Below are 13,776 nucleotides of genomic sequence, written 5' to 3' on the forward strand. Positions count from 1 at the left end.
ACGGCTTATCAGGGCAAGCCACGCTATTCATCTTGATGAGGCGTGGCTTGCTTTTTTTTGCCTGGCTTAAATCACGGGCAAAGAAAAGCCCGCGATGGGGAGTGCGGGCTAAAAGGTGTTTCTCTAGGAGCTGAAACAACATTAGACGCTCATCTGTGAAAGCCTTGTGAAAGGGCAGACTCAATGTATCTCGATGTATTTTAGGTCGATCTGCCCAGACGGATAAGGTATCTGTCACAGACATGTACCCCCGTTTGCATGCCGCTCCATCTTCATGTCCACCCGCCTGCTGTCAGCCTTTGTGCTGTTGGAGAGGGGCTGCGCTGACGTCAGACGGGCGAGATGGTCGCCAGCAGACCGATACCGATGGTCAGCACCAAAAAGCCAAACAGGAAAATTGCCATCTTGGTCATAAGGCCTCCGAAGGGAAGGGGCGGCAGGAACATTCCTGTCGCGCTCGACAAGGGTGTCGGGAGTGGCCCTATTGTCCGCCTCGATGACATTTCGATACAGGCGCAGATAACAAAGAAAAAACCGTATCAGATGCCTGCGCAAGGCTTTGGTCAGGGGCGTTGGAGAGAGTCGGGTTTATCAAGATCAGCGTGTGAGCCAGGCATTGAGGGTACGGCGCGCTACCTGAGACAGCCGCTGCATTTCGCCCTAAGATGGCGCCCACAGCCTCAACAATAAGAGAGGGCCAACCCTCGATGGAAAGACGTCAATTCAGCGGTGGCATGAAAGGCAAGAACCTGCGCTACCTCAATGAGCCTTCCGGCCATCCGGCCTCGGCCACCCGCGTCGGCTTCCTGCTGCTCGAGCACTTCTCCCTGCCGGCCTTCACCCAGACCCTCGACACCCTGGTCACCGCTAATCTCCTGCGCCCCGAGCTGTTCGCATCGCGCACTTTTGGTTGGGGTGACGGCGAAGTCATCAGCGACCTGGGCCTGGTGATCCGCCCCGATGCACGCCTCGACGTGGCGGCATTGCAAACGCTGGAATTGCTGGTGATCTGCGGCGGCTTTCGCACCGAGCTGAAGGCCAGCGACGACTTCATCCACCTGCTGCGCTGTGCTGCCGAGCAGGGCGTCAGCCTTGCCGGCTTGTGGAACGGCGCCTGGTTTTTAGGTCGCGCCGGCCTGTTGCAGGACTACCGCTGCGCCATCCACCCCGAACATCGTCCGGCGCTGGCGGAAGTCTCCAAGGCTGCCCACGTCACCAGCGAGCCGTATGTCATCGACCGCGACCGCCTGACCGCATCCAGCCCGTCCGGGGCGTTCCACATGGCGCTGGATTGGATCAAGGGCCTGCACGACAAGGCGTTGGTCGAAGGCATTGAGGATATCCTGGCCTTCGAGGAGTCCCGCTACCGGCGGATCAAACCGACGGAAAACGTCAGCGTCAGCGCGCCGTTACGCGAGGTGGTGAAACTGATGGACGCCAACCTCGAAGAACCGCTGGAACTCGACCAGCTCGCCGCCTACGCCGGCCGCTCCCGCCGTCAGCTCGAACGGTTGTTCAAGGAGCAATTGGGCACCACGCCGCAGCGCTATTACATGGAACTGCGGGTGACGGAGGCTCGCCGGTTGTTGCAACACACCGAGTTGTCGCAGGTGGAGGTGCTGGTGGCGTGCGGGTTTGTTTCGCCGAGTCATTTCAGTAAGTGTTATAGCGCTTATTTTGGCTACAGGCCGTCGAAGGAAAAGAGGTTGGTCAAGTAGCGCGAGTGAAGCGTATCGATGAGATCTGTGTCGCCAGGTAGGCATTTGCAGGCGCAACTGAAGCGCTGGCCAGTACCAGCAGATCAAGCACGTCTTCCGCCAATTGCAGGGTGCCGCATAAGGTACGCACCTTCGCGTCCGCAGCCTCGGCGGCGGTGAGGCTCACGGATTGGCGCGGGAGTTTGCTGGCGACTGCATTGATGTCGGTAAAGCCGCGAACCTCTGAATCAGCACCGCTGCTCGGACACGTCAGCCGCCCGCGAACGATGCCCATGCGCTGCGTGCTGTCGCCTTGCACGCTCAATACCAAAGACGTTCCATCGCCCGCGACCCAACTGCCTGCCAGCGCATTTTCAACGGGTAACAGCGTCGATGGCGAAGGCGGCTCAAGGCATAGTTGTTTCTCTACCCGCCGATAGACCAGCTTGTCGACATAGGTTCCCGGGGCGGCAAGTTCAGGGAACTCGCTGCTTGCGACCAGCAGGTGGGACAACGTCAGCACTTCGCCTGTAGTCGTCACACTCAACTGCCCGCTCAATCCGGAAGTCCAGTTCCAGCTGGGGTCACAGGGCTCGGCGCCAAGATCGCGCCAGTTAATGGCCAACGCGATGGGTTGGTTTTTTTCACGGTTAGGGCCTGCGCCCAAGGAAATGCCGCTCACCGAATACTTGCCCGTTGAGCCTGTCGAAGAGTGATAGGTGCCATAAATGTGCTGTCCCGACACCGCCAGATTCATGACTGAGCCGTAGTCGTTCTTCCAGGTGCCGGCGATCGATACGGTTTCAATCGAAGGGCCCGGGAGGGCGAGTTTTCCATTGGGGATTGAACGCGCTCCAGGTGTGAAATATGTCGATGACGATCGCGTGATGATCTGCGGACCCTCAGCACGATTGAACAGCCACATGCCTACGGGGGCTAACGAATAGACCTGATGACTGCATTTCACGACTTGATACTCGTACACCGTGTAGCAGTGCTCCATCACCAGTGACCCCACCAGCACCAGGTCGGCCAGGCCCAATGGTGCGAATTGAGGCAAACGCTCGCCTTTTTGTGGGCCTTCTTCGATCAGGCAGTTATAGAGGTTGGCGCCCAAGGTGATCTCACCGTCGGCAAACCCCAGCACGATGTCGGGTTCTCCTCCCTGCGCAATACGCGCCAGGGTCCGGCGCATCAAACCGTCATCCCCTTTGAACTGCGAAGAGCCTGAGTCGAGCGCAAACTTGAGGTTACTGGCCATGAGCTCCGAGCCGACCGAGTAGGACTTCAGGTCGGCCGACCAGATGTATTCCACACCGGCTAAGGTGCTGTACACCGACCATGCCAAAAATAGGTGCGGGCCCTGGGTTTTCGTGGGGGCCACACCGCCCATTTGGCAAGTGCCGTTGCGGGCTTGGTTATCCCAATCAAATGCGACGAAGGGATGGGCGGGAGACAGTTGGCCGTCACGCATTAATGCCTGGAGTAAAAAGGAGCTGCGCCCCTCGACGTAAGCGCTGCTGCAAGGTAAACCCAGGCCGCCGTCCCAATCGAGTTGCTTGAATTGTTCGCCGTCGTAGGCGGTGGCTAGCAGCAGTTGCGTCTCCAGTGGCGTACCGCAAGGCATTGTCAAAACGTCCGAGGCGGACTCCACCTGCAGGGTGCCCCAGGGGCCAAAGCTGTAAGGCCGCTGCAGGCAATCGGTAAAGGCAAAGGTGCTGGAAGACTGGGCGTCAAAGCGGCCACCGGCAGAATGCACGCACTGGTTGGCCGGACAAAATGCCGAGGTGATCCAGTTCATGTTGGTGCCTGAATCGATTGCGAACTTGAGCGGTTGGCCAGGGGTGCCGAGTTTAAGCGTGCAATACCAAGGCGAAGCACCGTTGTTCTGATAAGGCCCGCGCTGCATGGGGAAAACCAGGCGGTTTTCCAAGTGTTTATTGCTCATGGGAACTCCGTTTCCATTCGGATTGATAGGCGCCCGACCCGTGTCGGGCGCGTGAATGCGCCTGGCAATATTCAGCCTGATCGCCTTGGCGACCACTGCCAGCGGCGAACCCTTCACGTTGTCGGATTCGACGCTGAACTCAGGCGGTTTCAGCGCAACGCCTCGCCTTCGGTTTCCGGCATGAACGCGGCAAGAATGACCGTGACCAAAAGAAAAGCATTGATGATGCTGGTCGTCTGGTTGAACGAAGTGCCGTAGGCGATCAGCGCGCCGATCAGCGATGGTGCCAGTACGTTCGCCACACGCTGGGCGAAAATCGCCCAGCCGTAACCCACAGTCCGTAACGAGGTGGGATACAGCTCACCGATCCATGCCCCCCACACCCCCCATGCGCCGAGGCTAAAGAACGCCAACGCGAAATTGCTCAGGTAGAGCATTTCCAGGCTGTGGGCATTGGCAAAACCATACCCCGCCAGCACCGATGCGCTGATAAACGTCACGATGACTTTTTTGCGCCCAAAGCGCCCCGTCAGATACGACGCGGCCATATAGCCCGGGATCATGCACAACGCCGACAGCGCGATAAAACCGTAGCTCTGCGGCAAGCTCAGGCCGCGCTGCTGCAGCAAGGTGGGTAGCCAGGTTTGCAAACCCCAGTAACCCCAAGAGAAGGTAAAGTTGACCGTGATTTGCAGCAGGCTGACCTTCAGCAGAGCGCGGCTGAAGAGGTCACGCTGGCGACCCGAAGCACTGCGATCAACCTGCAGTTCGCAGTGCTCGGGTATGCGCACCGCCCCTTGGCTCAATACGGCAATCGCCGCTCTGGCCTCCTGTTGCCTGCCGGTAGAGGCTAGCCAATAAGGCGACTCCGGTACCCAGCGTGCCACGGCGATCGCCCACAACCCACCGAGCGAACTCAAGACGATGATCGCGCGCCAGCCTTGCGGCAGTAACCACACCGTGGCGCCCAACGCCAGCAGCATTCCAATGGGCCAACCGGAAGCGAGATAAACCGTCAGCGAGCCGCGCTGGCGCACCGGCAACAGTTCCTGGTAATGCGCGAAGGTCACCACCATCATGCCCACGGCGGCGACCCCGGACAGCAATCGCAGGGCATACAGGGTCGAGTAATCGGGTGCAAACGCACTGGCCAGGGAGATGACGCCATAAGCCCCCAGGCTCCAGATGATTGCGCGTTTACGGCCAATGCGTTCTGCAACTTTGCCCCAGGCCAGCGCACCCAGCAGCATGCCGATGAACATCGCGCCGATCAGGTGGCCCACGCCAAGGGCGTCCAGGCCAAACTCGGCGGCAATCAGCGGCGCGGTGTAGACAATGATCATCATCTCCCAGGCTTCAATCGCAAAGACAAAGAACAGCACCAGGCAACACTGTAGGTGAGTACGGGTCAGGGGAAATTCTCGGAAGACGTCGCCCACGTTGCAGGTGTGCGAATCCGGCGCAGGTTCCGGGTGATCGGTGTGTCGCGTGGAGGAAATATCAGTCATGGTGGCGATCCTTTTGCAAGTCAGGCTTTGACGCGGTTGCCAATTGGCGCGGGTTCGCGGAACAAACCGAAGCGTTCGATTTCAGCTTCCGGTGGCGGCTCGCAGCTACCGACTCGACTCGGACGCCAGCCAAACCGGCGCTTCATACCCGCCATCGCTTCGGCCACCTTGAATGCCGCGACCACCGGATCTATCACCGGCACGCCGACTTCGCGTTGCACCTCCTCGAAAAAACCGAATTCGATGGTGCAGCCGAGGATGATGGCTTCAGCGCCGTCTTCTTCGACTGCGCGGTGGGCTTGCTCGATGATCTTGCGACGGGTCACCGCGTGATCGCGCTGGAACTCGTCGACGCCCATGCCCAACGGGCGTAGCGAAGCCAGCCGTGCACCGGCGCCATAGCCCAGTACTCGCGCGCGCATCTGCTCGATCCATTTAGTGCGCCCGACAATGATCGAAAAGCGATTGGCCAGGTGTTCCACGACCTGCAGGCTCGCCTGGCAGGGCGCGATAACCAGGGTTTCACCGGATATTTCCCGCGCGTCTTCCAGTGCCGGATCGTAAAAGCAACCCAGCACTAACGCGTCCACGCCTGCCCGGGCGCAATCGCGGGCGATGTGTACGCTGCGTTCATACGTAAGGGCCTCGTAGGCGCGGTATTCCAGGTGCGTCGGGCTGGGCGTCATGTCGAACGACACCACCTCCACCTGAGTGGAAGGCTGCTTGATGCGGTGCAACAGCTCAGCGATGGGCGCGTCAAAGGTTGGGCAGCCGATCGGGTTGAGCCAGCGCACGGTCACTGCAATGTCTTGCGGGGCGATGTTGAAGGTTGAACTGTCCACACGGTATTCCTCGATAGGTGGGTTGAATGGCACTAGAAGAACTTCACCAGGGCCATGGTCAAACTATTGGAATAGGGCAGGTTGTCGCTGTGGTAGTAGTCAACGTTCAGGTTGGCCGACAGGTAGAGCCCCTGTTTGCTGAAACCGGTGTAGGTCATCGCCGGGCCGATTTTGCCTTCGCGCGATTCCTTGAAGTCGGACGCTGAGCGATTGTTGATGTGGTAGGCGTGATGGACGCCCAGCCACACATCGTCGGTGACCAGGTACCCCGCGGCGATGTCGGCGAGCCAGAAGCTGACGCCGCCACGCAGGCGTGTCGGGTCGCCGTTGCCGAGATCGCTCGCGTGACGATTGCGCGCGGCGTAGTGGATGCCGGCCGGCGTAAAGGTGGCGGCAAAACGACCCACGCGCAGGTAGTTGGCGACGCTGAAGCTCGCGCCATAGCGGTTGGCAAACGCGCCGTAACCGGTGCCTTCATCGTTGCCGTTGGGAAACTCCAGGGAGAGCGTCGGGTTGACCCAGAAGGTGGTGAAGTCATCGGAGCCATAGGCACTCTTGGGCTCCACCACGTTGTAGTAATAGGCCAGGCCGAGGTTCGGCGACGCCACGCCCCACGCCCCGTTGTTGCGAGCGCTGTTGTCATTGTTGTAGCCCGTATCGGCGCCGACCCAAAACTGCAATTGGTCGCGCTGCGTCCCGGTAAAGCCTGTTTCCGAAAAGTACGCCAGGACGGTATTGCTGCCCGCACGCACGCTGCCTTTTGTCGTGCGGCTGAACACGGGAAACGATTCCAGGGCCCACTGTCCGGGTACGCCCGGTTGGGCGAAGCCAATGAACTGTTCGCCGTGTGCCGGGGGCGTGATCCCCAAAACCAAGGCAAGTGCGGGCCCTACCCATAAGCGCGATGAGTGTTGCAGTTTCATGTGGGTGCTCTCTTTTTGTTGTTGTTGTTCTTGAAGGCCGAGCCGCAGGCGGGGGCGGGGGGGCGCCCCGAAGTCACGTCACCAGGCCGTATACCGACTGAGCGGTCGCCGCATCGAGGTAGCTGTTCTTCAGATCGTCGCGCACCGCGTCCGGATCTCGTTGGCTGGCGGGGCCATACCCTCCGCCCGCGCCGGTACGCACCCTGACCAAGTCACCCGCGCTCAACGCGATGCCGCTGGCCATCGCGTGGCGCTCGCGTTGACCGTCCTTGCGGATGACTTCGACGTAATTGGGCGTGCCTTCCGCCCCCTGTTCCAGGCCCCAGGGCGGAACGACCGAGCGGGTGTAGCCGCAGGTCATGAAGCTGCCATCGGCGCGAACCCGGTAATCGATACACACGCCTCGGCCGCCTCTAAATTGCCCATGCCCGCCGGGTTCATCGTTCAAGGCCATGCGCTCGACATACAAGCCATAGCGCGCCTCGCAGACTTCGACGGGGCAGTTGTAGGTTTCGCCATGCAGCCCGGAGTAGACGGCGTTGTTGCCGTCGCGCCCGGGTTCGGCGCCCCAACCGCCGATTTCCGGTTCAACCAGGGTGAACAGGCGCCCCGTGTCCGGGTGCACGCCGCCAATGATCGTGGCGCACACCGAGGCGAAATTGCCGGCGGGCAACCGCTCCGGAAAGCGCTGGGCCAGGCAGCACAGGATCAGGTCGTGAACCCGGATCAGGTTCTCGAAATAGAAGCCTTCCGCGGCGGGTGGCAGCGCGTCGAACAGCGAGCCGGGGCGGGTCAAGACCCTGAGAGGGCGAAACGTGCCGCCATTGGTAATGCCTTGGGGGGCGGTCAATGCCTTGAAGGCCATCTGTGCCGCAACGACGGCGCCGTCGCGGCTAAGGTTGGTCGGCCCTTGGCATTGGTCGGGGTTGTCGCGCAAATCGATGACCATTTCGGTGGCGCGGATGTCGATCCGGACCTTGAACAGGCTACCGTCATCCTGCGGTTCTTCCAGATTGAACTGCCCCGCAGGCAGTGCGCCAAGGGCTTTAAGGGAGACCTTCTCGCCCAGGTCCATGAAGTCTTTCATCGCCAGCAAAAACAGCGCGCTACCGTACTTGCTCGTCAGCTCGCGCAGGCGCATTGCCCCACCGCGCACTGCAGCCACCCCGGCCCACAGGTCGCCCTCCATGAAATCCGGCATCCGGGTATTGGCGCGCAGGATCTGCAACACCGAGCGGATCGGCTGGCCGCGGCTGATCAGCTTGACCGACGCCAGGCGCAGACCTTCCTGGAAGATGTCCGTCGCCTCCGTTGACAACGACCCCGGCACGCGCCCGCCGACATCGCTCCAGTGCGCGATGTTCGCGGTCCAGGCGACCAACTGGCCCTCGGCAAAGACCGGCATGGCCAGCACCACATCGTTGAGGTGAGTCACTGCGCCGTCGTGGGGGTCATTGCTGATGAAAACGTCACCGTCCTCGATGTCCTGCGGCAACGGATGGTGCAGCAGAATCTTCTTCACGGCCTTGTCCAGCACGCCGACAAACGCCGGAATGCCTGCGCCGGAACTCGCGATTTCGCCGTGCGCGTCGGTAATCCCGGTGCCCATGTCCAGCACTTCGTAAATCACCGGGCTCATCGCGGCTTTGCGCATGGCGGTGAACATTTCGTCGGCAATCGCCTGGAGCGAGTTCTGGATGATGTCGCGTGTAAAGATATCAAGCGTACTCATTGCAGCGCTCCTTCAGCCGTTGATCATGATGTGCAGGTTGCCAAGGCGGTCGACGTGTACGCGGTTGCCGGGGTGAACGACCACTGTGGTGCCGGCGTCTTCAACGATTGCCGGGCCGAAAAATGTCATCAGCGGTTCGAGCAAGTCGTAGTCGTAGAGGCTCGCGTTGTGGCAGCCCTCTTGGGCGTAATCCACACGGCGCTGGCCTTTACAGGCGGCGCTGACGTGGCGCCCGGTGATCGGTAGCGCTTGGGGCGTCAACTTGCCGATCTGTGCCGTGGCGACCAGGTGAAAACCGATAATTTCCAGCGGGGCCTGCAGGCGATAGGTGTGGTGCTGTTCGTAGAGACCATGAAAGCGCTGCTCGATCAGTGCCCAGTCCGCGTCGAGACATTCGTGCGGGTTGAGAGGCACCTCGACTGCATGTTCCTGGTTCTGGTAACGCAGCTTGCAATGCACCTGGAGCTCGACGTGTTGTGGGGGGATCGCTTCGGCGACGAATTGCTCGCGAGCCGTACCGCTCAATTCGTCGAGGAACTGCTGCGCCTGCTCAAGGTTGCCGGCCTGGGCTGTATCCACAAAGCGGTTGATAAACAGGTCGCGGCGCAAGTCCGAGAGCGTCATGCCCCAGGCCGAGAACACCGAGGCACTGCGCGGGATGATGACCTTGTTCACGCCCAGTTCCTGAGCGAGCGCGACGGCGTGCATCGCGCCGCCGCCACCGAAGGCCATTAGGGTCAGTTCGCGTGGGTCGTGGCCACGGCTCAAGGACACCAGTTTCAAGGCGTTGACCATGTTGTCGTTAGCCAAGCGCACGATGCCGCGGGCGATCTCATCCGCCGGTAATCTCAGGCGTTGACCCAGTGCGTTCAAACCATGCATAACGGCGGGCAGGTCAGCCTTCACGTGGCCGCCACAAAAGTAGTCCGGGTTGATACGCCCAAGCATCAGGTTGGCGTCGGTCGTGGTGATGTGCGTACCGCCGTTGCCATAGGCGGCGGGGCCTGGCACCGCGCCGGCGGACTGTGGCCCCACGTGCAGTTTGTCGAAGTCGTCGACCCAGGCGATGGAACCGCCGCCGTTGCCGATTTCCACCAGGTCGACCACGGGCACCATGATCGGATAGCCGGCATTGATCCTGTTGCGCTCAATCCAGTAATCGGTCTTGATCGACACCTGGCCGTTACGGATCAATGCACATTTGGCCGTGGTGCCGCCGATGTCGAGGCCCAATATGTTCGGCTCGTCGATCAGGTGTCCCAGTTGCGCAGCGGCCCAAAAACCGCTGGCCGGGCCTGACTCGACCATGGTGATCGGTGTCTGGCGGGCGTGCTCTACACTGTCGACGCCGCAGTTGGATTGCATGATGTACAAGGGCGCCTTATAGCCGCTGTCACGCAGGCCAGCGGCCAGGTCATCCAGGTAACGCGCAGCAATGGGTTGCACGTAGGCTGAAAGCACGGTGGTACTGGAGCGTTCGTATTCGCGCCATTCACGGGTGATCTGATGGGAGGCCACCACCGATACCTGTGGCCAGAGCCTGCGCACTTCGTTCAGTACCGCCTGCTCATGGGCCGGGTTGGCGTAGGCGTGCAACAGGCAGATAGCAATGGCTTGCACATTGTCGGCACGAAAGGCATCGAGGATTTGTGGCAGTTGCGAGAGGTCAAGCGGCTGACGTTCCTGACCATCGGTGTGCAAGCGGCCCGCGACTTCGCGGCGCAGGTAGCGGGGCACGAAGGGGGCCGGTTTTACCCATTTGAGATTGAAGTAGTCCGGCCGGTTGGCGCGTGCAATCTCCAGCACATCGCGAAAGCCCTGGGTGGTAATCAAGGCCGTCTTGACGCCGCGACGTTCGGTCAGGGCATTGATCACCACCGTGGTGCCGTGGGCCAGAAAGTCCACGGTGTTCAGGTCCACGTCGGCCTTGCCGATGACGTTGAGTACGCCCTGGGCGAAGTTCGGCGGGGTGGTGTCGACCTTGGCGGTACGAATGGTCTGTTCGCCGGTGACCGGATCGCTTTCGAAATACACCAAGTCGGTAAAGGTCCCGCCGACGTCGGTGGCCACGCGCACTGTTTTGCCGTCCGTACCCACAGGGCATCTCCTGTTGTGTTTATTGTTATGGGCGCCAGGAGAAGGGGTCTCACTGGTGTTGACGGGATGCTAGGGCGCGGCGCACGGCGGCGACTACACACGGGGCGGGTAGGTGGCAACGATCGGGGCCGATCGACTACCCGCACGGGTAGGTGGGTGGGTCAATGAAAAGGCGTCAGCATCCCCAGGCGCAATGCGGCGGCCATGGCGGCTGTGCGACTGTCCACGCCGAGCTTGGCGAATACATGCTTGAGGTGGAATTTCACGGTGTTTTCAGAAATATCCATGGCCTGGGCAATGGCTTTGTTCGATCGGCCTTCGGCGAGCAGGGCGAGGATCTGTGTCTCTTTGGCGCTGAAGGGCGTGCGTGGGCGAACGGGATGGGCGCGCCATCCGCGCAGGCGGGTGATCACTGTGGAGTGCCTGGAATGGCTGTCGGAGCAGGCTTCCAGGGCGGCGAGTACGCAAGGTCCGGCCTCGAGTAACAGCCCAGGCAGGGCGGCTGCGGGTATCGACGCCAGGGTTGCGTCCAGCGCTACCGCATGACCTTTACCGTGAGCCGCCAGGGTCAGCACTTGCAGGCGCCATGCGGGCAGGCGCAAGCCTTGCGCCTGCAGCACCCCGACCCCGTGTTGCAGGCGATTGAGGGCGGCACCGGACGCACCGGTCGCGAACTGAAGCCGGGCCAATGCCAGCGTAGCCGCCTCCAGGTTACGCCAGTCCTCGGCGTTGTTCGCGGCGTGTTCGAGGTTGGCGGCCAGTGCTTCCTGGCGCGCCTGGGTCAACGACCCGCCTTGCACCAATAAGTCGACTCGCCAGGCGCAGACCAATCGTTCCAGGCGCTGCCAGTTGCGCGCGGTAGCCAGTTGGGCGGCGTGTTCAAGCTCCAGCAGTGCCGGTTGCAGGCCCAGATTTCGCAGGGCGCAGCGCCCCGTCACCTCGGCGGTGGTGGCCGCGATCTCCAGCCAGCCGTCGGTATGTTTGAGTGACGCCCAGCCATCGCGAAACCAGGGCGTCGCCTCGGCCCAGGCACCTTGCCAATACAAGTGCTGCGCCTTGAGGCAGCCCACCAGCGCCCTGACCGAGCTTTCGCTGCCAAACTGACTATCGGCAATGACCAGTGCGTTATCGACCATCTGCGCTGATGCCGAAAGCTGACCCCCCAAGGCCAGGACCTGCGCCTCGTGGATACGGCAATAGTTCTCGCCCCGCGAGCTGGCGGCCAAGCGCATCTTGATCTGCGCCGAGCGGATGCTTTGCAGGGCTAAAGGCAACTGCCCCTGCCTCAGTGCCTGCAAGGCGTGGACGCACTCCAGCGTACCCTGGGCAAGTACGTCGTCGCCTGCGGTGCCTGCGCAATCGCGCGGTTTGAAGCGATCCATGTAGGCATTCGCGAGCGTGTGGATGACGTGAAAGTCCCGCGCCAGGCGAGGGTCATCCTCGACCCTGCTGTGGGCGAGGTACAGCAATTGCGTGGCGAGCGCGTGATCGCCGAGTTTGGCGTGCAGATAGGCCTGGAGCAGGAGCAAGTCCGGTTCCTCCCGGCGGATTTTCTCGTCGAATAAGCCCAGCAGGCTCTGCGCATAGCGAATGCCTTTGTGCAGCACGACCTCCCAACTGCCGGCGCGCACGACCAGCTCCACCGCCAGTCGGGTATCGCCGGCGCGCAGCGCATAGGTGATTGCCTGTACCCAATCTTTTTCCCCTGCCAGCCACTGGGCCGCGGCGTAGTGGATGTCGCGCGCGATGCTGGCGTCGATGCTTTGGTTGAAAAAATCCTGGAGCAACCGGTGGTGGCGGAACCACTGGCGGTCCGCATCCAGGGGCACCAACAGGGCATCCAGATGGGCCAGTTGCACCAGCCTTTGCGCACTGTCGCTGCGGCCGCGTACAGCGTCCGCCAGCTCCGCGTTGAAGCGCTCCAGCAGGGCCATGTCGCGCAAAAAGTCCTGGCCGTCTTGGGGCAGGCGCTGCACCACTTGCCCGGTCAGGTAGTCGGCCATATCGGCGATACAGCCTGAAAAGGCGCTCAGGCCGTACACCGATGCGTCGCCATTGGCGCACCACAGTCGGGCCAGTTGTACGGCAACCGGCCAACCTTCGGTTTTCGCGTGCAAGTGTTGTTGTTCGGTCGGCGAAACGGCGGGGCCGAGGATTTCGGCGGTTTCGACCTCGGTGAATTTCAGCGCTTGGGCAAACACTTCGTGTACCCAGCCGTTGGCCTTCCACTGCGCCAGCGGCCAGCCTGGGCGGGCGCGGGCGGATACTGCCCATTCGAGCCACGGCGCCGCCTGTTCCAGCAAGGCCTGTACCAGGGCGTCAAGCGCAGCATTTGCCGCTGCGTGATAGTCGTCAAGAAACAGCGTAACCCGGCGGTTTTCCAGGGCGAGCGCGTGGAGAAGGGCGGTGATCGTGCGGTGCGGCTGCACATCCAGCGACTGGGCGTGCGCCAGGCGTGTCAGATGGCCAAGATCAAGCCCCGCTCGATCCAGCGTCAAGATCAGATAGGACAGAAAACGATTCGGGTCGCTGTCGGCCTCATCCAAAGACAACCACGCGACGGTTGCCGATGGCGTGCTCGACAGCAGGGCTTGCCGCCATTGCATCAACAACGTGGTTTTCCCGTACCCGGCGGGCGCGACCAGCAGCACCAGAGGCCCCCTTGTCCGGGCATGCAAGGAAGCCAATAGCGCCTGGCGAGGTAAGGACGTGAGCAGCGTCAACGGCGGCGCCAGTTTGCCAACCCAGCACCATTCACTGACTACAGGGGGAGAAATGTGTTTATTCATGGCTGCGGGCTCATGCAGAAGAAGGCCGCTTGGGGTTGTATCAATTACGTTTTGGCTCAGGGGGGGCGAATAGTTACGTGATGTTTATTCAGTGTATGAAGCCAAGACCTGCGGCGAATTTGGCTGTGAAAAGCCGGCGTGAGAAGGCGGGAGAGGCTGCGCGGAATCCTTGCCACGTCGGCGTTGGTAAGGCGCCGTGCAGCTAATGCGCAACACGCCCTACAACAGTTGTAGGATATT

Annotated in this window: 8 protein-coding genes; 1 reads left to right on the top strand and 7 read right to left on the bottom strand. The window is 61.4% G+C overall.

What is annotated here, in order from left to right:
- Nucleotides 1–734 precede the first annotated feature (734 nt).
- Nucleotides 735–1,718 carry a GlxA family transcriptional regulator gene (locus P3S72_RS14940; protein WP_276197939.1) on the top strand — a complete coding sequence of 328 codons (984 nt, stop codon included), beginning with the start codon at nucleotides 735–737 and terminating at the stop codon, nucleotides 1,716–1,718.
- Here the strand turns inward: P3S72_RS14940 and P3S72_RS14945 are convergent.
- The 7 genes from P3S72_RS14945 to P3S72_RS14975 all read right to left on the bottom strand — a co-directional run bounded on the left by P3S72_RS14945 (nucleotide 1,711) and on the right by P3S72_RS14975 (nucleotide 13,536).
- The gene (locus P3S72_RS14945; RefSeq protein WP_276192846.1) at nucleotides 1,711–3,645 is read right to left on the bottom strand and encodes an avidin/streptavidin family protein; all 1,935 of its coding nucleotides are present in this window, start codon (nucleotides 3,643–3,645) and stop codon (nucleotides 1,711–1,713) included. The two genes, P3S72_RS14940 and P3S72_RS14945, sit on opposite strands and share 8 nt — an antisense overlap.
- 149 nt (nucleotides 3,646–3,794) lie before the next feature.
- Nucleotides 3,795–5,153 carry an MFS transporter gene (locus P3S72_RS14950; protein ID WP_276192847.1) on the bottom strand — a complete coding sequence of 453 codons (1,359 nt, stop codon included), beginning with the start codon at nucleotides 5,151–5,153 and terminating at the stop codon, nucleotides 3,795–3,797.
- A 20-nt stretch (nucleotides 5,154–5,173) separates the two neighbouring features.
- Nucleotides 5,174–5,995 (bottom strand): aspartate/glutamate racemase family protein, encoded by an 822-nt coding sequence (locus P3S72_RS14955; RefSeq protein WP_276192848.1) that lies wholly within the window; start codon nucleotides 5,993–5,995, stop codon nucleotides 5,174–5,176.
- A gap of 32 nt (nucleotides 5,996–6,027) precedes the next feature.
- Entirely contained in the window at nucleotides 6,028–6,918 is an 891-nt protein-coding gene (locus P3S72_RS14960; protein ID WP_276192849.1) for a hypothetical protein, read from the bottom strand.
- 73 nt (nucleotides 6,919–6,991) lie between these two features.
- On the bottom strand, nucleotides 6,992–8,650 hold the full coding sequence (locus tag P3S72_RS14965) for a hydantoinase B/oxoprolinase family protein (protein ID WP_276192850.1): 1,659 nt from the start codon (nucleotides 8,648–8,650) through the stop codon (nucleotides 6,992–6,994).
- A 12-nt stretch (nucleotides 8,651–8,662) separates the two neighbouring features.
- Entirely contained in the window at nucleotides 8,663–10,747 is a 2,085-nt protein-coding gene (locus tag P3S72_RS14970) for a hydantoinase/oxoprolinase family protein (RefSeq protein WP_276192851.1), read from the bottom strand.
- Nucleotides 10,748–10,908: 161 nt separating this feature from the next.
- Complete coding sequence (locus tag P3S72_RS14975) at nucleotides 10,909–13,536, bottom strand: LuxR C-terminal-related transcriptional regulator (RefSeq protein ID WP_276192852.1); 2,628 nt, start codon at nucleotides 13,534–13,536, stop codon at nucleotides 10,909–10,911.
- Nucleotides 13,537–13,776 lie beyond the last annotated feature (240 nt).

The organism is Pseudomonas sp. D3 (genome assembly GCF_029320995.1).
Taxonomy (GTDB): domain Bacteria; phylum Pseudomonadota; class Gammaproteobacteria; order Pseudomonadales; family Pseudomonadaceae; genus Aquipseudomonas; species Aquipseudomonas paraveronii.

Bases quoted from the DNA above. Each gene is read 5' to 3' on its own strand.
- P3S72_RS14940 (WP_276197939.1), top strand. From the start codon at position 735: ATGAAAGGCAAGAACCTGCGCTACCTCAATGAGCCTTCCGGCCATCCG.
- P3S72_RS14945 (WP_276192846.1), bottom strand. From the start codon at position 3,645: ATGAGCAATAAACACTTGGAAAACCGCCTGGTTTTCCCCATGCAGCGC.
- P3S72_RS14950 (WP_276192847.1), bottom strand. From the start codon at position 5,153: ATGACTGATATTTCCTCCACGCGACACACCGATCACCCGGAACCTGCG.
- P3S72_RS14960 (WP_276192849.1), bottom strand. From the start codon at position 6,918: ATGAAACTGCAACACTCATCGCGCTTATGGGTAGGGCCCGCACTTGCC.
- P3S72_RS14965 (WP_276192850.1), bottom strand. From the start codon at position 8,650: ATGAGTACGCTTGATATCTTTACACGCGACATCATCCAGAACTCGCTC.
- P3S72_RS14975 (WP_276192852.1), bottom strand. From the start codon at position 13,536: ATGAATAAACACATTTCTCCCCCTGTAGTCAGTGAATGGTGCTGGGTT.